16 protein-coding genes are annotated in these 21243 nt (G+C 68.2%); 11 read left to right on the top strand and 5 right to left on the bottom strand.

Annotation, left to right across the window (positions count from 1 at the left end):
* Window positions 1–29: 29 nt before the first annotated feature.
* On the bottom strand, window positions 30–1361 hold the full coding sequence (locus ACUYM2_RS07345; protein WP_481599478.1) for an MFS transporter: 1332 nt from the start codon (window positions 1359–1361) through the stop codon (window positions 30–32).
* Between the two features lie 34 nt (window positions 1362–1395).
* The gene (locus ACUYM2_RS07340) at window positions 1396–2334 is read right to left on the bottom strand and encodes a proteasome assembly chaperone family protein (protein ID WP_481599477.1); all 939 of its coding nucleotides are present in this window, start codon (window positions 2332–2334) and stop codon (window positions 1396–1398) included.
* 331 nt (window positions 2335–2665) lie between these two features.
* Between ACUYM2_RS07340 and ACUYM2_RS07335 the strand changes: the two genes are divergently transcribed.
* The 5 genes from ACUYM2_RS07335 (at window position 2666) to ACUYM2_RS07315 (ending at window position 8856) form a co-directional block, all read left to right on the top strand.
* On the top strand, window positions 2666–4192 hold the full coding sequence (locus tag ACUYM2_RS07335) for a leucyl aminopeptidase (RefSeq protein ID WP_481599476.1): 1527 nt from the start codon (window positions 2666–2668) through the stop codon (window positions 4190–4192).
* A 311-nt stretch (window positions 4193–4503) separates the two neighbouring features.
* On the top strand, window positions 4504–5889 hold the full coding sequence (gene lpdA, locus ACUYM2_RS07330; RefSeq protein WP_481599475.1) for a dihydrolipoyl dehydrogenase: 1386 nt from the start codon (window positions 4504–4506) through the stop codon (window positions 5887–5889).
* A 123-nt stretch (window positions 5890–6012) separates the two neighbouring features.
* On the top strand, window positions 6013–7728 hold the full coding sequence (gene sucB / locus ACUYM2_RS07325) for a 2-oxoglutarate dehydrogenase, E2 component, dihydrolipoamide succinyltransferase (RefSeq protein WP_481599474.1): 1716 nt from the start codon (window positions 6013–6015) through the stop codon (window positions 7726–7728).
* A 96-nt stretch (window positions 7729–7824) separates the two neighbouring features.
* On the top strand, window positions 7825–8175 hold the full coding sequence (locus ACUYM2_RS07320; RefSeq protein WP_481599473.1) for a hypothetical protein: 351 nt from the start codon (window positions 7825–7827) through the stop codon (window positions 8173–8175).
* A 252-nt stretch (window positions 8176–8427) separates the two neighbouring features.
* Window positions 8428–8856 carry an OsmC family protein gene (locus ACUYM2_RS07315; RefSeq protein WP_481599472.1) on the top strand — a complete coding sequence of 143 codons (429 nt, stop codon included), beginning with the start codon at window positions 8428–8430 and terminating at the stop codon, window positions 8854–8856.
* Between the two features lie 72 nt (window positions 8857–8928).
* Here the strand turns inward: ACUYM2_RS07315 and ACUYM2_RS07310 are convergent, their stop codons facing one another.
* Window positions 8929–12531 carry a S41 family peptidase gene (locus tag ACUYM2_RS07310; protein ID WP_481599471.1) on the bottom strand — a complete coding sequence of 1201 codons (3603 nt, stop codon included), beginning with the start codon at window positions 12529–12531 and terminating at the stop codon, window positions 8929–8931.
* A 73-nt stretch (window positions 12532–12604) separates the two neighbouring features.
* Between ACUYM2_RS07310 and ACUYM2_RS07305 the strand changes: the two genes are divergently transcribed.
* Entirely contained in the window at window positions 12605–13498 is an 894-nt protein-coding gene (locus ACUYM2_RS07305) for a TIGR01777 family oxidoreductase (protein ID WP_481599470.1), read from the top strand.
* 24 nt (window positions 13499–13522) lie between these two features.
* Here the strand turns inward: ACUYM2_RS07305 and ACUYM2_RS07300 are convergent, their stop codons facing one another.
* Window positions 13523–15229: a serine/threonine-protein kinase gene (locus ACUYM2_RS07300; protein WP_481599469.1), complete on the bottom strand. Its 1707-nt coding sequence runs from the start codon at window positions 15227–15229 to the stop codon at window positions 13523–13525.
* 107 nt (window positions 15230–15336) lie between these two features.
* Here ACUYM2_RS07300 and lipB point away from each other — a divergent pair, with 107 nt between their 5' ends.
* The 4 genes from lipB (at window position 15337) to ACUYM2_RS07280 (ending at window position 18411) form a co-directional block, all read left to right on the top strand.
* The gene (gene lipB, locus ACUYM2_RS07295) at window positions 15337–16005 is read left to right on the top strand and encodes a lipoyl(octanoyl) transferase LipB (RefSeq protein WP_481599468.1); all 669 of its coding nucleotides are present in this window, start codon (window positions 15337–15339) and stop codon (window positions 16003–16005) included.
* Window positions 16002–17009, top strand: coding sequence for a lipoyl synthase (lipA, locus tag ACUYM2_RS07290; protein ID WP_481599467.1), 1008 nt, complete (start codon window positions 16002–16004; stop codon window positions 17007–17009). The genes lipB and lipA overlap by 4 nt, the downstream gene beginning before the upstream one ends.
* A 90-nt stretch (window positions 17010–17099) precedes the next feature.
* Window positions 17100–17861: a DUF4191 domain-containing protein gene (locus ACUYM2_RS07285; protein ID WP_481599466.1), complete on the top strand. Its 762-nt coding sequence runs from the start codon at window positions 17100–17102 to the stop codon at window positions 17859–17861.
* 163 nt (window positions 17862–18024) lie between these two features.
* On the top strand, window positions 18025–18411 hold the full coding sequence (locus ACUYM2_RS07280; RefSeq protein WP_481599465.1) for a DUF3817 domain-containing protein: 387 nt from the start codon (window positions 18025–18027) through the stop codon (window positions 18409–18411).
* A 29-nt stretch (window positions 18412–18440) separates the two neighbouring features.
* Here ACUYM2_RS07280 and ACUYM2_RS07275 read toward each other — a convergent pair whose 3' ends face one another.
* The gene (locus tag ACUYM2_RS07275; protein ID WP_481599464.1) at window positions 18441–18878 is read right to left on the bottom strand and encodes an RDD family protein; all 438 of its coding nucleotides are present in this window, start codon (window positions 18876–18878) and stop codon (window positions 18441–18443) included.
* 298 nt (window positions 18879–19176) lie between these two features.
* Between ACUYM2_RS07275 and glnA the strand changes: the two genes are divergently transcribed.
* Window positions 19177–20601 (top strand): type I glutamate--ammonia ligase, encoded by a 1425-nt coding sequence (glnA, locus tag ACUYM2_RS07270; protein ID WP_481599463.1) that lies wholly within the window; start codon window positions 19177–19179, stop codon window positions 20599–20601.
* The last annotated feature ends 642 nt before the right edge of the window (window positions 20602–21243 follow it).

Raw genomic sequence — 21243 nt, 5'->3', positions numbered from 1 at the left:
GCCCCTGGTGCTCCTATGTGGATAAGCGGTCAGGGCGTGCGGCGGCGCTGCGCAACGACCCTGCGCTGCTGGGCCAGCGCCTTGAGCAGCGGCGGCACGACAACTCCCTGCGCCGCCATCTGCCGGCGCACCTTCCGCCGCGTGATGAGGATGGCGGCGGCGCCGAAAGCCAGCAGCACGAACTGCACGCTCAGCGCGATCCGGAAAGCGCCGAGGCTGTACAGGCCGCCCGGCGAGGCCCCGGCCAGGTGCAGCGCGTCCAGGGCCAGCCCGATCAGGTAGATGGACAACAGCGCGGCGATGAAGCCGCCCACATTCACGATTCCGGTTGCCGTCCCGATCCGGTGGGCCGGGTTGAAGGTCCGGGCGAAGTCGAAGCCGATCATCGAGCCTGGGCCGCCGATCGCCAGGACCACCACGAGGCCGGCCAGCAACCAGAGGGGCGACCGGTCCGGCTGGAGCAGCACCGCGGCCCAGGCTGCCGCCGTGGCCCCGGAGATCAGCAGCACCATGGTGGACCGGCGCAGGGGGTGGCGGGCCACGAAGCTGCCCATCAGCGGCCCGGCGGCGATCGCAGCTGCCACGTAGAGGGCCATCAGGGCCGACACGGTGCCGGGGTCCAGCCCCTGGGCTGAGATCAGGAACGGGTAGCCCCAGGTCATCGCGAAGACGGTCCCGCTGAACTGCACGGTGAAATGGCTCCACAGCCCCAGCCGGGTGCCCGGCTGCTGCCAGGCCCGGGACAGTGAAACGCCGGTGGCGCGCAGCCCCTGGGACGGCTCCGGTGCCGGGTGGCCCGGCGGCAGGTCCTGCAGCAACAGCACGGTCAGCACGACGGCGAGCCCGGACATGCCGGCCAGGGTCAGGAACGCCGGGGTCCAGCCGGCCGAGTGCAGGATCATCGCGAACGGCACCACGGAAAAGAGCTGGCCCAGCTGGCCGGACATGCCGGTCAGCTGGGTCAGCAGCGGCACCCGGGACGGGGCAAACCACAACGGGATCAGGCGGATAACGGAGATGAAGGTCATGGCGTCGCCGGCCCCCACGAGCACGCGGCCCAGGACACCGCCCGGGATGCTCTCGGCGAACGCGAGCTGGAGCTGGCCCAGGCCCATCAGCAGGGCACCGCCGGCAATCATGGCCCGCGAGCCGAAGCGGTCCACGAGGACCCCGACCGGGATCTGCAGGCCCGCGTAGACCAGCAGCTGCAGCACGGTAAAGAAGGAGATTTCGGCGGCGCTGGCGTGGAACCTTGCGGTGGCTTCCAGACCCACGACGCCGAAGGAGGTGCGCTGGCTGACCGCCACCAGATACGCGAAGATCCCGATGATCCAGATCAGCCAGGCGCGGGGGGATGTCACTCCCCCATTATGCCCCGGCCGTCATAAATAGTATTTATTCGCCGGGTTCTTTACGGGCGAGGTAGGCCTCGACGGCGGCGCCGAGCGCGTCCGCGTTCGGCAACTGGTCGTTCTCGTCGGCGAGCAGCGAGCGGCGCACCGTACCTTCAGCCTTCTCGTCGTACCGCGTTTCCAGCCGGGAAACGACCTGCTGGACCTCCTCGGAGGCATCGATCTGCTCTGCGATCTGCCTGCCGACCTCCCGGCCGGCCTCGCGGAGCCGGTCCGTGGGCAGCATCAGCGAGGTGGCCGCGCCCAGGTATTCCAGTCCCGCGACGGCGGCTGTCGGGTATTCGGCCTCGGCCAGGTAGTGCGGGACATGGATCACGTAACCGGCGATGTTCCGGCCGGCCTCAACGAGGCGGAGTTCCAGGATGTGGCCGACGGCGGCGGGCACTTCCACAGTAGGTTTCCAGACCGAGATGCCCTCGATCAGCTCCGGCCTGTTGCCGTGCACGGTGACGCCGACCGGCCGGGTGTGCGGCACCGGCATCGGAATGGAGTGGATCCAGGCCGCCAGGTTGACGTCCAGTTCCTCCACGATTCCCACCACGGCGCGGGCGAACCGCTCCCACTGCAGGTCCGGCTCGAACCCGGCCAGCAGTAGAAACGGGTTTCCCAGTCCGTCGCTGAGCCGGTAGAGGGCCAGGCGCGGGGCCTGGTAGTCCTGCAGGTGGTCCTCGACGAAGCTCACCTGCGGACGCCGGGAGCGGTAGTCGATCAGCTGGTCGGCGTCGAACTCGGCCACCAGCTCGTGGTCCAGGGTGTCGAGCAGTTCCGTGGTGATCTGCCTGACGACGTGGCCGGCGTCGGCGAAACCGGTGAAGCCCATCAACAGGTTCAGCCCGCGCAGTTCAGGACTGCGGAACAGCGCGTCATCACGGACGTAAAGAGTTTCGGGGTCCAGCAGGGAGCCGGAAATCCGTTCCATCACGGCATGTTCCTTTCGCAGTAGCAGGACGGGTGGGGCGGCGGTGCCCGCGGCCAACCACCGGGCGGGACCGTCGGGACCCAACGCGGGGCGCCGGAGTGCCGATACCAGCTACAACGCACCGCCGGCCGGGGTAATTCCTGCCCCGGGTGTGTGCCAGCTCTCATTAAATTGAACTCCGGCGCCGGGGAGAGACTACGATCGGAACTGGCCTCATAGATGGCCTTGCAGACACCAGGTTGCATGCAATACCGATGGTGGCTCAGGTACCCGTGGCAGGGCGCCGAACATGCAGTTCCTGCCGAAAAATCACAGAGAATTGAGGATTGTCCTCGTGGTCAAGAATACCGAAGTCAAACTGAGTGCGGTCGCCGGAGACTTGAAGAAGTCCCCGTCCGACGCCCTCGTCGTGGGCGTGGGACAGGGCACCGATGGCCCCGTGCTGCTGGAGAACCCGCTGACGGCCAAGGCGGCCGAGGCGCTGGCCGAGTCACTGGGCGTTCTGGGCCTCACCGGCGCCGCGGACCAGGCGCACCGCCTGCCCGGCCTGCCCGAAGCCGGCGCCTCCGTCCTGGTGCTCGCCGGCGTCGGCAAGGTTACCGCGGGCACCCCCCTCTCCGGGGAGGCGCTGCGCCGCGCGGCCGGCTCGGCAGTCCGCCAGCTCGCCGGGGTCAGCACCGTCACCCTGGCCCTCCCGACGCCGGACCTCGCCGCGGTGGCTGCCGTCGCCGAGGGCGCCGCGATGGGCGCCTACTCCTTCAGCGAGTACCGCTCCGCCAAGGACGGGCTCAAGGACCCGGTCAAGAACGTCCGCATCCTCACCGACTTCGCGACCGACAAGGCGCTGGCGCCCGTGCTGGAGCGCGCCGCCCTGGTCGGCAAGGCCGTCAACGCCACCCGTACCCTGGTCAACCAGCCGCCGAGCCACCTCTACCCCGAAACGTTCGCCGACGCAGCCAGGGATCTGGCTAAAGGCCTGCCGGTCAAGGTGACTGTCTGGGACGAGAAGCGCCTCGAGAAGGACGGCTTCGGCGGTATCCTGGGCGTCGGTAAAGGCTCCACCCGGCAGCCGCGCCTGGTCAAGGTCGAATACGCCCCCGCCAAGGCCACCGCGAAGATCGCCCTGGTCGGCAAGGGCATCACCTTCGACACCGGCGGAATCTCGCTCAAGCCGCACCTGGGCATGGGCGACATGAAGAGCGACATGGCCGGTGCCGCCGTCGTCCTTAACACCGTCCTTGCCCTCGCCGAGCTGGGCCTGCCGGTGAAGGCGACCGCCTGGCTCTGCATCGCGGAAAACATGCCCTCCGGTGCCGCCCAGCGGCCCGCCGACGTGCTCACCATCTTCGGCGGCAAGACCGTCGAGGTCCTGAACACCGACGCAGAGGGCCGCCTGGTCATGGCCGACGGCATCGTCGCCGCCAGCCAGGAGTATCCGGACGCAATCATCGACGTCGCCACCCTCACCGGGGCACAGCTGATCGCCCTGGGCGACCGGACCGCCGGCGTGATGGGCTCCGACTCCGTTACCGGGGCGCTCAAGGCCGCGGCGGACCGCGCCGGTGAACTCGTCTGGCCGATGCCGCTGCCTGAGGAGCTGCGCCCCAGCCTGGACTCGCAGGTCGCGGATATCGCCAACATCGGCGAACGCCACGGCGGCATGATGACCGCGGCCGTGTTCCTGCGCGAGTTCGTGGGCAAGGGCAAGGACGGCGAGCAGATCCCGTGGGCCCACATCGACATCGCCGGGCCGTCCTTCAACAACGGCAGCCCCTACGGCTACAACCACAAGCAGGGCACCGGCTGCACCGTGCGCACCCTGGTGGCCTATGTGGAGGACATCCTCGCCAAGGCCGTCTGACCGCGCACTCCTTAAGTACTGTCTTCGGCAGCCACTTAAGGACCGTCCGTTGTCGCGCGGCCCTGCGGCCCGGGGCTGATACCCCGGCCACAAGGCCGCGTGACACTGGACACAAGCGCTCCACAAACGCCACGGCAAGGTGGAGCATGTATTAGTGGTTCGCTAAGGTGAACCGTAGTTTCAAAGCAAACAGCTTCACGGAAGTAATTCCAAACGAAAGGGAACCTGCCTGCTGGCACAATCACGGCAGACAGTTCCAAGACCAGATGATGCGTACTCCCGTGTCATCGTTCACGCGAGGGAGCGTTTTAGTGGCCGATCAGGCAACTGCGCAAGAATTCGACATCCTGGTACTCGGCGGCGGCAGCGGCGGCTACGCAACTGCGCTCCGTGCCGTCCAGCTTGGCCTTACCGTCGGCCTCATCGAAAAGGGAAAGCTCGGCGGCACCTGCCTGCACAACGGCTGCATCCCCACCAAGGCCCTGCTGCACTCGGCGGAACTGGCCGACCACGCCCGGGACTCCGCGAAGTACGGCGTCAACGTGACCCTGGACGGCATCGACATCAACGCCGTCAACGCCTACAAGGACGGCATCGTCGCCGGCAAGTTCAAGGGCCTCCAGGGACTCATCAAGGCCAAGAAGGGCATCACCGTCATCGAGGGTGAGGGCAAGCTCCAGGGCACCGACACCGTCGTCGTCAACGGCACCGCCTACAAGGGCAAGAACATCGTCCTCGCGACCGGCTCCTACTCCCGCACGCTGCCGGGGCTGGAAATCGGCGGCAAGGTCATCACCTCCGACGAAGCCCTCACCATGGACTTCATCCCCAAGAGCGCGATCATCCTTGGCGGCGGCGTCATTGGCGTCGAGTTCGCCTCGGTGTGGAAGTCCTTCGGCGTTGACGTCACCATCATCGAAGGCCTGCCGTCGCTCGTCCCGAACGAGGACGCGACCATCGTCAAGGCCTTCGAGCGTGCCTTCAAGAAGCGCGGCATCAAATTCTCCACCGGCACCTTCTTCCAGGGCGTTGAGCAGAACAACGACGGCGTCAAGGTCACCCTTGTCGACGGCAAGACCTTTGAGGCGGACCTCATGCTGGTCGCCGTCGGCCGCGGCCCGGTCACGGCCAACCTCGGCTACGAGGAAGCCGGCCTGACGATCGACCGCGGCTTCGTCATCACCAACGAGCGCCTCCACACCGGTATCGGCAACATCTACGCCGTGGGCGACATTGTCCCCGGCGTCCAGCTCGCACACCGCGGCTACCAGCAGGGCATCTTTGTGGCCGAGGAAATCGCCGGCCTCAAGCCGGTCGTCGTCGAAGACGTCAACATCCCCAAGGTCACCTATTCCGAGCCGGAAATCGCGACCGTCGGCTACTCGGAGAAGGCCGCCAAGGCCAAGTTCGGTGACGACCAGATCGAAACCCAGGAATACAACCTCGCCGGCAACGGCAAGAGCTCCATCCTGGGAACCAGCGGCCTGGTCAAGCTGGTCCGCCAGAAGGACGGCCCCGTCGTCGGCGTCCACATGATCGGCGCCCGCATGGGCGAGCAGATCGGCGAGGCCCAGCTGATCGTGAACTGGGAAGCCTACCCGGAGGACGTGGCCCAGCTGGTCCACGCGCACCCGACGCAGAACGAGTCCCTGGGCGAAGCGCACCTCGCCCTAGCCGGGAAGCCCCTGCACGGCTAACAGCCCCGCATCACCGCAAGAACCTCCGTGCTTAGTGCGCCCGGCCCCAAATCCCGGGTGCACTAAGCTCGAACAAGGCAGCAACCATCCGCACTAAAGATCAATAAGGAGAACGGGGACGACATGTCTGAATCCGTTAACTTGCCCGCCCTCGGTGAGAGCGTCACCGAAGGAACCGTCACCCGCTGGCTCAAGCAGGTAGGTGACCGGGTAGAGGTGGACGAGCCCCTGCTCGAAGTTTCCACCGACAAAGTAGACACCGAGATCCCCTCTCCGATCGCCGGCGTGATCGAGGAAATCCTCGTCGCCGAAGACGAGACCGCTGAAGTCGGCGCCCCGCTGGTCCGCATCGGCGACGGCTCCGGCTCCGCAGAGGCTGCCGCCCCGGCCGCCGAAGAGGCCCCCGCACAGGAGGCGCCCGCCGAGTCGCCGTCCGGTGCCGAGGCTCCGGCGCCCGAAGCTGAGACCCCCGCCGCCGAGCCGGCCGCCGCGGCCCCCGCCGCCGAGGCTGCGCCCGCCGGTGAGAGCCACGAAGTCACCCTCCCGGCCCTGGGTGAGAGCGTCACCGAGGGCACCGTCACCCGCTGGCTGAAGAGCGTCGGTGACACCGTCGAGGTGGACGAGCCGCTGCTGGAGGTTTCCACCGACAAGGTCGACACCGAGATCCCGTCCCCGGTTGCGGGCACGCTGCAGGAAATCCGCGTTGCCGAGGATGAAACGGCCGAGGTGGGCTCCGTCCTCGCCGTGATCGGCGCCGGCGCGGCCGCGCCCGCCGCCGCTCCGGCCCCCGAGGCGCCCAAGCAGGAAGCTCCGAAGCAGGAAGCACCGGCTCCGGCCCAGGCTCCCCAGCAGGAGTCCCCGAAGCAGGAAGCACCCGCGCAGGAAGCTGCCCCGGCCGAGTCCGGCTACGTCACTCCCCTGGTCCGCAAGCTCGCGAACCAGCAGGGCGTGGACATCTCTTCGCTGACCGGCACCGGCGTCGGCGGCCGGATCCGCAAGCAGGACGTGCTGGCCGCGGCCGAGGCCAAGGCCGCTCCGGCAGCCGCAGCCGCACCGGCTGCGTCCCCCGCCGCCCCGGCAGCAGCCCCGGCAGCCGTGTCGGACGCGGCCGCCTCGCTGCGCGGCACCGTGCAGAAGGCTCCTCGGATCCGCCAGGTCATCGCCCGCCGGATGCGCGAGTCGCTGGATATCTCCACCCAGCTGACCCAGGTGCACGAGGTCGACATGACCAAGGTCGCCAAGCTCCGTGCCAAGGCCAAGAACTCCTTCCAGGCGCAGAACGGCTCCAAGCTGACTTTCCTGCCCTTCATTGCCAAGGCTGTTGCCGAAGCCCTGAAGCAGCACCCGAAGGTCAACGCCTCCTACGATGAGGACAAGCAGGAGATCACCTACCACAACGCCGAGCACCTGGCGATTGCGGTGGACACCGACAAGGGCCTGCTGGTTCCGGTCATCGCCGACGCGGGCAACCTGAACCTGGCCGGCCTGGCCGGCAAGATCGCCGACGTCGCCGACCGCACCCGCAACGGCAAGATCGGTCCGGACGAGCTCTCCGGCGGAACCTTCAGCATCACCAACATCGGTTCCGTGGGCGCCCTCTTCGATACCCCGATCATCAACCAGCCGCAGGTCGCCATCCTGGGCACCGGCGCCATCGTCAAGCGCGCCGTGGTCGTCTCGGACGAAAACGGCGACGACTCGATCGCGATCCGTTCGATGATGTACCTCTCGCTGACGTACGACCACCGCCTGGTGGACGGCGCCGACGCGGGACGCTTCCTGCAGACGCTCAAGGCGCGCCTTGAAGAAGGCGCGTTCGAGGCCGACCTCGGTCTCTAGCCGCTAGCTCATCCGATCGGGTGAGAGAAGGGCACCTCCCCGTAGGGGAAGGTGCCCTTCGCTATTTGTGGACACTTTGTCGCTAAGCTAGGTCTCATGAACATCGTCTATAACATCATGGTTTTCCTGCACATCATCGGCGCCGCCATGATCGTGGGTATCTGGATCGTCCAGATGAAGCAGCCCACCGTCCACCCCCGCCAGTTCGATGGTGCTGCCCTGCAGCTCATCACCGGCATTGTCATGATGGGCCTGATCCCGGCCCTCGACCTGGACGCCAATTACACCAAGCTCGGCATCAAGTTTGGGATCGCCGCCGTGGTGGCTGTGCTCGCGTTTATCGGCAGCCGCAAGTACAAGAAGGACCAGCCGGTCAGCAAGGGTCTCGCCCATGCGGTCGGCGGCCTCGCACTGCTCAACGTGGCCATCGCCACCCTCTGGCAGTAAGTCCAGAACTCCCCAACGACGACGGCGACGCACCCCGCGCGGGTGCGTCGCCGTCGTCGTTTCGCATCAGGTCTCCGCGCCGGCCGCGTTCGGGTGCTGAACCCGCAGGCGGCGCGCCCATCGGTGGATGTCCGGAGAAATCCTCTGACAGCGGACACCGGGTGCGGCGGCCGGACCGAGTCCCTAGGATGGGACTCGGCAGGATCGGCTTACCTGGCCGGATCGCTGACTCAACGACGCTGAGGAGTGGACATGGCAACAACACGCACCGCACACACTGTATGGAACGGCGACCTGATGTCGGGGGCGGGCAACACCAGCCTGGACAGCTCCGGGCTCGGCAACTTCGACGTCACTTGGAAGGCCCGCGCCGAAGCGGCCGAGGGCAAGACCAGCCCGGAAGAACTGATTGCCGCCGCGCACTCGGCATGTTTCTCGATGGCCTTCAGCCACGCCCTGGCGCAGGCCGGCCACACGCCGGAGGAAGTCAACACCAAGGCCGACGTCACGTTTGAACCCGGTACCGGCATCACCGGCAGCCACCTCACCCTGAATGCCCGGGTGCCCGGCATCTCCGAGGAGGACTTCCAGCGCATCGCCGGGGAAGCCAAGACCGGCTGCCCGGTCTCCGCGGCCCTGACCGGCATCAAGATCACCCTGGACGCCACCCTGGCCGCCTAGCAGCCAGTACCCGCCGACCACGCGAAGGCCCCCGCTCCGGATCTTCCGGGGCGGGGGCCTCCTTGCTGGTCGCTAGTTGCCCGTCCCGCGGGCCGGCAGCGGGGCGGGCCGCACCGTCCGGTACCCCTCGCGGAGCGGCGGACGGTCGGTGGGGAGCTCCTGGATCATTTCTTTGAGCGCGCCGATGCCGTACTCCAGCTGCGGGTCCACCCCGGCCGCATAGGCGTGCGGCGGGAAGGCCACCTCGATGTCGGGTGCAACACCATAGTTTTCAACGCCCCAACCCACGCCGCCGGTAAACCAGGTGGCGTAGCGCGGCTGGGTGACCCCGGTGCCGTCCGCCAGTGCGAACCGGTTGTCGATGCCGACGACCCCGCCCCAGGTCCGGGTGCCGATGACCGGCCCGATCCCGCGGAGCTTGGAGACCTGGGTGATGATGTCGCCGTCGGAGCCGGCGAATTCATCGGTAAGGATGATGACCGGGCCGCGCGGCGCGTGGTGCGGGTAGGTGCGCGGACGCTCGCCCCGGGGCATGCTCCAGCCGGTCACCTTGCGACCGATCAGCTCCGCCACTAGCTGTGAGGTGTGGCCGCCGCGGTTGCGGCGGACATCCACGATCAGGCCGTCGAGGGACGTCTCGGTATCCAGGTCGCGGTGCAGCTGCGCCCAGCCGTTGGCCATCATGTCCGGGATATGCAAGTAACCAAAGGTCCCCTGCGAGGCTTCCCGCACGGTGCGGCGGTTCGACGCGACCCATTCCTGGTAGCGCAGCCGTTCCTCGTCCTTGACCGGCACGACGGCGACGCGGCGCTGCTTGCCTGCGGCGGAGCCGTGCCCGGCGCCGTTGCGCAGGGTCAGCTCGACGGCGCGGCCGGCGGCTCCGGCCAGCTGGACCGCCGGCGTCAGCGACGCCGAAAGTTCGACGCCGTCAATGGCCAGCAGTACGTCCCCGGGCCGTGCGTCCACGCCCGGCCGGGTCAGCGGCGAGGTGGCCAGCGGATCGGAGGATTCGCCGGCCAGGATGCGGGTGATTTCCCAGCCCTCACCGGTGAACGCGAGGTCGGCGCCGAGGCGGCCCTGGCCGTTGCTGCCGTTCTCCGTCACCATGGCGGGGCGGACGTAGGCGTGCGAGGTTCCCAGCTCGCCGTGGAGTTCCCAGAGCAGGTCCACGAGGTCATCGTGCGAGCCGAGCCGGTCCACGATCGGCCGGTACCGGGCGTGCACGGAATCCCAGTCCTGGCCGGCCATGTCCGCGGTCCAGAAGAAGTCGCGCTGCAGGCGCCAGGCCTCGTCGAAGGCCTGGCCCCAGACGCTGACCGGATCCAGCCGGACCCGGATCCGGTTCAGGTCCACTTTGACCAGCTGCCCGGATTCTTCGTCGGCTTTCGACGCGGCGGGCGCAACGCGGATCTGCTTGTCCTGGAGCAGGACCACCTTTTCGCCGTCGCCGGTAAGCCGGTAGCTGTCCAGCGCGTCAACAATGGTGGTGGTTCGGCATTTGGCCAGGTCGAAGCGGACCAGGCTCGGGGCCGCGTCCTTGTCCTCCAGGCTGGCCCGGCCGTCACCGGTCACCCCGGCCAGTTCGTGGTCGAGCCAGAGCAGGGCGCCGGCGGTGGCAGCAAGGTGCGAGTAGTTGCCCTGCGGGACCGGGACGCTGATGACCCGGTGCGCAAGGCCCTCGGCGTCAACCTTGACCGTCACGGCCTTTTCGGTGCCGGAACCATCCCCGGCATCGTCGGCTGCCACGGTGTCTTCGGGGAGCGCGACGCTGGGGCCAAACGGGGACGGCGTGTCCGCAGCCAGTGCCACGAGGTAGGGCTTAATCGGGCTCGGGAAGGACAGGTCGAAGGAGTGTCCGTCGTAGACCGGGTCGAAGCTGCGGTTGGACAGGAAGGCCAGGAATTTGCCGTCCGGGGTGAACGCGGGGGAATCATCCCGGAAGCGGCCGTCGGTGACGTCGATGATCGTGGCCCCGCCGGCCGGGTCCGCGGCCGGGGAGTCCGTGGCCGCGGACCCGGAGATCCGGGCCAGCCGCAGCCGGGTGCGGGAACCGAAGGAGGTCACCGGCTCGGCCCAGCCCAACCACGCCGAGTCGGGCGACCAGCTGAAGCCGTCGATGCTGCCCTCGCCGATGCTGCTCAGCAGGGTCAGGGTACCGGCGCGCGTGTCTGCCAGGTAGATATCACCGAAGGAGGTGCCGACGGCCAGCCAGTTGCCGTCCGGGCTGGCTTCCATGGCGCTGGCACGGCTCGGCTTCGGGAAGTCAATCCGGGTCGTGTCCCCGGCGCCGGCACGCTCCGGTGCGGAGGCGGCACCGGAAGGGGCGCTGCCGGACCCGGCCTGGCCTGCGCCGGTCTGGCCTGCACCAGCACCAGCACCGGCGCCGGGCGCCGCATCCGCGGCAGTGACGGAGGCCGGCGCGGGGACGGGGGCGGAGGCAGCGTCCTGCCGGGTCAGGGCGGCTGCCGAGACGGGGCTGGGCAGCGGCGTTCCGCCGTCGGCGTCCTGGGGTGCCTTAATGTTCGCCGGCGCGGCCGCTGCCGTTTCGGCGCTGCGCGGCTGACCGGACCCGTGGCCGCCCTGCAGCGGCGCGGCGATGGCCTTCAGGTAGAGCGCCTCGGCGCCTTCGTGGTCCGCGACGTAGGCGATCCGGCCGGCACCGAAGGGGCGCGGCAGCCGTGCCCGGACCCCCGGGGTTGCCTCGAGGATGCGGGACGGTCCGTCCTTGTGACGCAGCCAGTGCAGGGTGCCGTGGGCCTCCACGGCACTGGAGTCACCGGTGTGGTCCGGGACGACGTCGCCGAGGTGCCGGGAGGGCTTCAGCGCCGACGAGCGCCGCGCCTGCGAGGCGGAACCCAGCGTGATGTCGAGTTTGACCGCATCGGCGTCAAGCCCGGCGAGGAGCCAGAGTTCGCCGGCGGATTCGAAGACCACCCGTTCGCCGTCGGTGGCCGCGTGCCGGACGTAGAAGTCCTCGTGGTCCGTGTGGCGGCGAAGATCGGTGCCGTTAGGCAGGACGGAATAAAGGTTGCCGTAGCCCTCGTGGTCGGAGAGGAAGGCGATCCGGCCCTCGACCCACATGGGGTCGGTGAGGTTGCCGTCGAGTTCGGGCGCGAGCCGCTCGAACTCGCCGTTGCCGTCCGCGTCGATCCACAGCTTACCGGCGGTGCCGCCGCGGTAGCGCTTCCACCAGGCCGGTTCGCGGGAGAGCACACTGGCCAGGACCACGGGCCGTTCGTCCCCGACGACGGTGCCGAAGGCAACGGACTCGACCGGCCCGAACGGAAGCTCCTCGGCCCAGCCGCCGCCGACCGGCAGACTGTAGGCGTGCGTCAGGCGGCTGTCCGCCTGCCGGAAGGCGCTCGTGACCACCACGTCGCCGTCGGGCGTGAAACCCTTGACCCGGGTGGAGCTGTGGCCGAAGTAGCTGAGCTGGCGGTACCCGCCGCCGTCAACGTCCGCCGTGACAACCTCCGGCGCCGTGCCCTGGATGACCGTCCAGACCAGGCGTTGCCCGTCGGGGGTGAAACGGGGGTTGCGGGCGGGCAGCTGCAGCGAGGAAACCCGCCAGGCGCGGCCTCCGGCGAGGGGCGCGATCCACACGTCGTCCTCGGCCACGAAGGTGACCAGGTCGCCGTGCAGATGCGGGAAACGGAGGTAACTCGAAGAGGTCATCGTTCGATCATAGTCAAAACCGCCCGGGCGCCGGGGAGGTTTCCCTGCCGTGCCGGGCGTGGTGAGATGGATCATGCGAATCCTCCTTGCCGGCGCCTCCGGGCTGATCGGAACCGCCCTTTCCAGCACGCTGCGCGGCAGCGGCCACGACGTCGCCAGCCTGGTCCGGCGGCCGCCGGCCTCCGCCGACGAGTTCCGCTGGGATCCCGCCGAGGGACGCATCGACGACACGGCCCTTAAGGGCGCCAGCGCCGTCATCAACCTTTCCGGTGCAGGGATCGGCGACCGGCCCTGGACGCGGCGCCGGATCAACGAGCTCACCGCCTCGCGCCTGGGCCCGACGCGGACCCTGACAGCGGCGATGGCCCGGATGGACACCCCGCCGCCGGTTTTCCTGAGCCAGTCCGCCTCCGGCTACTACGGCAACGCCGGGCCTGCGGTGCTGCGCGAAGGCGCCCCGGCCGGCAGCGGTGTCCTGGCCCGGATCTGCGTCGATTGGGAAGCTGCCGCCCACGAGGCGCCGGCCGGGGTCCGTGTGGTCACTACCCGGACCGGCGTCGTCCTGAGCCGCAGCGGGGGCGCCCTTGGCAGGCTCCTGCCGCTGCTGCGCCTGGGGGTTGGCGGCCCGCTGGGCAACGGCCGGCAGTTCTGGCCGTGGATCACGCTTCCGGACGTGGCAGGCGCGTTTGAATTCCTGCTGACGGCGCCGCTGGCCGGACCGGTCAATGTCTGCGCCCCGGAGAGCGCGGACGTGAACTCGCTGATCGCCCGGCTGGCCGAGGCACTCCACCGGCCGGCGCTGCTGCGGGTACCCGCGCCCGTGCTGCGCCTCGTGATGGGGAAATTGGCCAACGAACTGCTGCTCGCGAGCCAGCGGATGGAGCCCGCGGCCCTGGCCGGGGCCGGGTTCCAGTGGCAGCACCCCTCGCTCGCCCAGGCCGCGGCCTGGGTAGTGGACCGCAGCTAAGCGGCACCGCAGGTCGCCGTCGGGTTAGCCCCCGGCGGCGGGCAGGATCTCCTGGATGCGCCATTTGCCGTCCACCGGCACCAGCACAAGGCGAAGCCGCTGCTCCCCGACGGCGGCCGCCTCGGCGACCACTGTTCCCGCGGCGTCCCTTTCGCGGTACGGCGGCGAGGCCACACTGAGCGAGACGACCGCCCGCGCCGCAGTGCTTTCGGGCTGGCGCTCCACCAGGCTCAGGCGCGCTTCGAAGCCGTCCAGCACGTGCCCGGTCTCCGCCAGCCGGGAACCGACGCCGGCGTCGGCGGCGGCCGCCGGCGACGCCGGCGCGTTGACCTGGTCGAGAAGCCCGAGGTTCCCGGTGGAGAGCGCGTAGGAGCGCAACCCTGCGAGCCCGCGGACGGCGTCTTCCGGCTCCGCTGCGGCGAGCAGCTCCTGCAATCCTGCCGGCACGGCCCCGGCCGTGCCGGAACCCGGAGACTCTGCGGGAACCGAAGTCCTGGCGGGAACTGAAGCCGTCGCGGGGACCGAAGCCGTCGCGTGCCGGGCTGACGGTACGGACGGCGGCCGGACCTCCGGCGCCCATTCCCCGGCCGCCAGCCGCCCGGCCAGCAGCAGCGTCCCGAAAATGCCTGCCGCCGCTACTCCCACGGTTGTGACAAGCGCGGCGGCCGCCCGCCGGAGGCCCGGGCGGGTCGGGCCACGGTCAGGCCACGCGCCGTGCCGCGCACGTCGGGCCGCCGGTGCCGGGGGTGCACTCCGGCGTTTCCGGTCCCGCTGCCGTGCTGCCCGGCGTTCCCGTGGACTCGCGGGGACGGAGCGCCGGGTCAATAGCTGCGGCACCACGGTCGGATGCACGGACACAGAGAGGTCTACGGGCACCGGCGATGCGCTGCGGAATATTGCAGCGGCCAACTCCCCCGCGGAGGGACGCTGGCGGCGGTCGGCACGAAGTCCCGCTTCGAGCGCGTCGGCGAGCCCGGCCGGAACCGTCGGGACCAGCAGCGGCAGCGGCGGACGTTGCGGCTCCGGCTCGGGTGCCCTGCCGGTGAGGCAGAACCAGCCCAGCGCGGCCAGGGAGTAGACGTCGCGTTCAGGCTGGAGGCCGGCGCGGACGGCGTCAACCGGGGCAGGGTCATGGAACCCGTCCGTGCCGGCCCGCCCGGACTCCTGCGGGTCCGCCAGCATCCGTGCCACGCCCAAGTCGGCCAGCAGCGGCTTGCCCTGGCCGGTGAACAGCACGTTTCCCGGTGACACATCGCCGTGGGTGAAGCCGCTGGCATGCAGGTAGGCCAGGGCCTGCGCGAGCGGGGTCAGGATGGTGACGGCCTCTCCCGCTGCCAGGCTGCCGCGGGCCAGGAGGAGCTGGCCCAGCGATCCCCCTGCGGCGTAGTCCAGCACGAGCCCCAGCCCGGCGCACCCGTCCGGGTAGCCCACCCGCACCACGGTGTGCGCCTTGACGAGGTGCTCGTGGTCGAGGGCGGAGAGGACGCGCACTTCGCGCCGCAGGGCTTCCTCGGCATCCGCAGCCCGCCGCGGATCCGCCGGCTCCTCCCCCGGCGGCCCGACGAAGCACTTCAACGCGACGTCACGTTGCGTGGTCCGGTCCGTGGCGAGCCAGACGGCGGCGCTGCCGCCGCGTCCCAGCAGCCGTCCGACGTCGTAACCGGCGACCTCCGGCGCCGGTGCGTAACCAGATGCGGAATTAGGGTATGCGGACCGTTCGTCATCATCCATGGTTCAGGAATAGCGGATCTTCGGAATCCCCGCAGAAGTTATCCACAGGCATGAGAGGTTCACCACAGAATCGGTGAGCGCGACGGCCGAGGACTAAGCTGGATGCCATGACTCTTGAGTTCTCCCAGCTGGGTCTGGCTCCCGAATTCGTCGACTACGCCCGCGGCTGGGACATCCAGCGCGAACTCCACGGGAACGTCGTCGCCGGAACCGCCCCCAGTACCGTTCTGCTGCTCGAACATTCCCCGGTCTACACCGCAGGTAAACGCACCGAGGACCACGAACGCCCCTTCGACGGGACCCCCGTGGTACCCGTGGACCGCGGCGGAAAGCTGACCTGGCACGGCCCCGGCCAGCTGGTGGGCTATCCCATCATCAAACTGAAGAACCCGGCCGGCATCCGCGACTACGTCGAGCGCCTCGAAGCCGTCATCATCGCCGTCCTGGCCGACTACGGCATCGACGCCGTCCGGATCAAGGGCCGGGCCGGCGTCTGGATCGACCAGGATGCCAAGGGCCCGGCGCGCAAGATTGCCGCGATCGGCATCCGGGTACACGAAGGCGTGACCATGCACGGCTTCGCCATCAACTGCAACAACGACCTGGCGCCGTACGGCCAGATCATTGCGTGCGGCATCACCGACGCCGGCGTCACCACGATCGCGCAGGAGACCGGCCGCGACGTCACCCCGGCGGACCTCGTGTCGCGGATCACCGAGGAACTGCGCAACAATGAAGAAGCCCTAGTTGCAACCCATGAAGGAGCCCTACTGTGACACTGGCACCAGAAGGCCGGAAGATGCTGCGCATTGAGCAGCGAAATGCGGCCACCCCGGTGGAACGTAAGCCCGAATGGATCAAGGCCAAGGTCCAGATGGGGCCGGAGTTCGTCCAGCTCAAGAACCTGGTCAAGAAGGAAGGCCTCCACACGGTGTGTGAGGAGGCCGGCTGCCCCAACATCTTCGAGTGCTGGGAAGACAAGGAAGCGACGTTCCTGATCGGCGGCTCCGAGTGCACCCGGCGCTGCGACTTCTGCCAGATCGACACCGGCAAGCCCTCCCCCGTGGACATGTTCGAGCCCACCAAGGTGGCCCGCTCGGTCCAGGCCATGCAGCTTCGCTACGCCACCGTCACCGGTGTGGCCCGCGATGACCTCGCCGACGAGGGCGTCTGGCTCTACGCCGAAACGGTCCGCAAGATCCACGAACTGAACCCGGGTACCGGCGTCGAACTCCTGATCCCGGACTTCTCCGGCAAGCCCGAGCACATCGCCGCGATCTGCGACTCCAAGCCCGAAGTCTTCGCGCACAACGTCGAGACGGTGCCCCGGATCTTCAAGCGCATCCGGCCCGCCTTCCGCTACGAGCGCTCGCTGGACGTCATCACGCAGGGCCGCAAGCTTGGCATGGTCACCAAGTCCAACCTGATCCTGGGCATGGGCGAAACGCGTGAGGAGATCTCCGAGGCCCTGCGCGACCTGCACGAAGCCGGATGTGACCTGATCACCATCACCCAGTACCTGCGCCCGTCCGAACGCCACCTCCCGGTGGACCGCTGGGTCAAGCCCCAGGAATTCGTGGACCTGCAGCACGAAGCTGACGAAATCGGTTTCCTCGGCGTCATGTCCGGACCGCTGGTGCGCTCGTCCTACCGCGCCGGCCGGCTCTGGGCCACTGCGATGCGCAAGAAGGGCTGGCAAATCCCCGCAGCCCTCGCGCACATCGAAAGCTCCGGCAGTACCCGGCAGGAAGCCAGCTCGCTGCTCGCAGCGCATTCCTGAATCACCCCGCACCCCCTTGCCGCCCAGGGCCGGCACCGGAGCAATCCGGTGTCCGGCCCTGAGCCGTGCATCACGTAGAATTAAGGCACTATGGCGAATTTCCCTGACTCCAGCACGTCCCCTTCTTCAGCCGGTGAGCCGAAGCGTGGCCTTTTCTCCCGCAAGCCCAAGGAAGCAAAGGCCAAGAAGCCAAGCCGGCTGAAGCAAATCAGGGAAGTCTTCCAGATGACCCGGCGTCACGATCCGATGGTGCCGTGGCTCATGCTGTTGGCCTTCCTCGGCGTCGTCGCGGTCAGCTTCCTGGTCGGTTTCCTGCTGGATAACTGGATCACCGGCCTGATCATCGGCATTCCGCTGGGCATCTTGGCCGCCACACTGATCCTGTCCCGCCGCGCCGAGCGTGCCGCGTTCGCGCAGATCGAGAACCAGCCGGGCGCCTCCGGCGCCGCGCTGGGCACCCTGCGCCGCGGCTGGATCACCGAGGACCAGCCTGTCGCCGTGAACCCGCGCACGCAGGACGCCGTCTTCCGCGCCATCGGACGCCCCGGCGTCGTGCTGGTAAGCGAGGGCCCCAGCCACCGGGTCAAGCCGCTGCTCGACGCCGAACGCAAGCGCCTCGCCCGTATCCTGCCCAACGTCACCATCCACGTGATCGAGAGCGGACGGGGCGAGGGCCAGGTGCCGATCAGCCAGGTCGCTAAGAAGATGGGCAAGATGAAGAACGAACTGACCAAGACTGAGGTCAGCACCGTTTCGAAGCGCATTTCCTCGCTCGGCAACCGCCTGCCGATCCCGAAGGGCATCGATCCGTATAAGGCTCGCCCGGACCGCAAGGCGGCCCGCGGCCGCTAGGCGCCCGAGCCTGGCGATAAGTTTTCCGGGACGCCCCGGTTACCGGCTCTCCGCCGGCAGCCGGGGCGTTCCACTTTAAGCCGCGCCGGCGCCACCGCTCTGACTAACACCGCGACGCCGACGCACGAGCCGCCCCGACGACCTACACCGGAGGACTACCCCCATGAGAATTCCCTCGAAGACCGCCGTGACCAGGATTTTCCGGATCCTGGCAGTAGCCGAAGCCTGCAGTTGGGCGGCCCTGCTGGTGGGGATGTTCCTCAAGTGGGTGCTACGGACCACCGAGCTGGGCGTGGAGATTGCCGGGCCGGTGCACGGGGCGTTCTTCATCGGCTACGGCCTGGCCGCCCTCTCGCTGTGGCGGCTGCAACGCTGGCCGTTCCGGGTGGCATTCTTCGCCGGGCTCGCAGCGGTCCTGCCGTTTGCCACCATCTGGTTCGAACGCTGGGCCGGCCGCCGCGGGTACCTCAGCATCCGGGGTGATGGGGTCGCGTCGGCGCCGGCGGAGCCGGCAGTGGGGAAGGCGTCCGGCGAGAGGGCCCGGGTCTAGCCCCCACGGGCCGACCAGGGCCGCGGGGTCTACATCCGGACGAGGACTGTATTCATGGCCTTGTCATGCAGGCCGCGGTGGTCCGGATCGAAGATGACCGCAGGGACCACCAGGCAAAGCAGCACGCTGCGGACCAGGGCCGGTAGCGGGCCGGCCGGACCGCCGTCGAGCCGGACGACGTGGATCCCCATGATGCGATGGCCGATGCTGTAGCCCAGTGTTCCGACCAGCAGGGCCTGTTCGACGGCGAAGACCGCAAGGTTCGCCCAGGGGTTTCCGGCGAAGGCGAAGTTGCTGATCAGCAGGGCAATCCCCCAGTCGATGCAGATGGCCAGGATCCGGCGGCCTGCCCGGGCGATGGAGCCCGGTCCGGACTCGGGCAGGCCCAGCCGCTCCCCCGGGTACTTGGAGATGCCGGACGTGTCCGGTCCGCTGAGCCAGGAGCCAATATCTTTGCGATCAACCACCCACCAAGCCTATCGGCTCCGGGGCCAGGCCATGAGCTGTTCACCATATGGACGCTTCCCGGTCACAGAGCGGACCCGGATAGGCCACACTGTGGACAGCGACTAGCGTTAACAGGTCAGCGCATTCTGTAACCTGCCCGAAACAAAGCGGACACCGTGGGGAAATCCCGTGTCCCTAGGGTGGTAACAGTTGCTAGCGGCATCGTGGGCGGGGTGGACACTGCGTTTTCCCCGCCGTTGGACTGCGCTGGACCACACGGCCTGACGGCCAGATCTTTCATATGCGTAAGGAGCATAGATGTTCAAGACTGCGGACGAAGTCCTCAAGTTCATCAAAGACGAAGACATCAAATTCGTTGATATCCGCTTCACCGACCTCCCGGGCGTTCAGCAGCACTTCAACGTCCCTGCCAAGAGCGTTGACGCGGACTTCTTCGTCAACGGCCAGCTCTTCGACGGATCCTCGATCCGCGGCTTCCAGGGCATCGCCGAGTCGGACATGCAGCTCATCCCGGACGTCACGACGGCGTTCGTCGACACCTTCCGCATCGAGAAGACGCTCGCGCTGAACTTCTCCATCGTGAACCCCCGTACGGGTGACCCGTACCACCGCGATCCCCGCGGCGTGGCCGAGAAGGCCGAGGCTTACCTGGCCTCCACCGGCATTGCCGACACCGCGTTCTTCGCCCCGGAGGCCGAGTTCTTCGTCTTCGACAACGTCCAGTACCAGTCCTCCCCGCAGGGCAGCTTCTACAAGATCGACTCCGAGGAAGCCCACTGGAACACCGGCCGCGAGGAAGAGGGCGGAAACCTCGGCTACAAGACCCCGGTCAAGGGCGGTTACTTCCCGGTCTCCCCGACCGACAAGCAGGCCGACCTGCGCGACGCCATGTGCATCGCGCTGGACGAGGCCGGCCTTGAGGTCGAGCGCAGCCACCACGAGGTCGGTTCGGCCGGCCAGGCGGAGATCAACTACAAGTTCACCACGCTGACCCACGCGGCTGATGACCTGCAGAAGTTCAAGTACGTCATCAAGAACACGGCGGACGCATGGGGCAAGTCGGTCACCTTCATGCCGAAGCCGGTCTTCGGTGACAACGGCTCGGGCATGCACTGCCACCAGTCGCTGTGGACCGGTGGCGAGCCGCTGTTCTACGACGAGAAGGGCTACGCCGGCCTGTCCGACACCGCGCGCTGGTACATCGGCGGCCTGCTGAAGCACTCCTCCGCCGTCCTGGCCTTCACTAACCCGACGGTCAACTCCTACCGCCGCCTGGTCAAGGGCTTCGAAGCTCCGGTCAACATGGTCTACTCGCAGGGCAACCGCTCCGCCGGTATCCGCATCCCGATCACGGGCTCGAACCCGAAGGCCAAGCGTATTGAGTTCCGCGCGCCGGACCCCTCCTCCAACCCGTACCTGGCATTCGCTGCCCAGCTGATGGCCGGCATCGACGGCATCCGCAACCGTATCGAACCCCCGGCTCCGATCGACAAGGACCTCTACGAGCTCCCCGCCGAGGAAGCCAAGGACATCCCCAAGGCCCCGGGCACGCTCGAGGAAGCCTTGGAGGCCCTGGCCGAGGACAACGAGTTCCTGCAGGCCGGCGGGGTCTTCACCCAGGACCTGATCGACACCTGGATCGAGTACAAGTACGAGAACGAGATCCGTCCGCTCTCGCTGCGCCCGAACCCGTACGAGTTCGAGCTCTACTACGGCGTCTAACTAGATCACTGGGCTAAACGGGGTTTAGTCCGCAGAGAGTCCGCACGAGCAGCCAGCACTTCGGCAATGGCAGCTCGTGCGGACTCTTCTTTGTCTGGCTACATGTGCCCGTAAACGTCGAGCGTCGCAGGCCAGGCCGAACGCTACCAAACGTGGGCACAAGCCAACTTCCTACTGGCATGCGGATGGCAACACGGGCGATGAGTACGCGATGCTGACCGCCAGGCCATCTACGAACGCGATGCATGGACCTGCCTTTTCTGCGTCCCAGCAACCTGCGCACTGGCCACATGTGGTGCAATGCGGTCCGCGGGGACGAGAGACTCACTGCATCCTGTGGAAATCCGGAATAGGGCTTTTCCTTATCCCAGACCCCATGCCAAAGGGGTGGGGGAACACCACTCCCGCCCCTCCGCCCCTAGCCCTCCCCGAGCATAGGGCAAAAATATCACCCCGAACTCCCCACCGCGAAGCGCTGGGCCCCTTTGCCCGTACGCTGGAGTTGCCGTGACGGATGCACTGCTTGCCTGGCAGTGCTTTCGACCGTCAAAGCATCTGGTTCCGTCGCCATCGTGGCTGGTCGGGTCCCCAAGTAGGAGTCCCGTGTTTGTGTGAGTTTCGTGTCCGAGAATGCACACAGGA

The sequence above is a fragment of the Arthrobacter sp. SD1074B genome, assembly GCF_056780195.1.
This window is presented reverse-complemented; position numbering and strand designations above follow the sequence as displayed.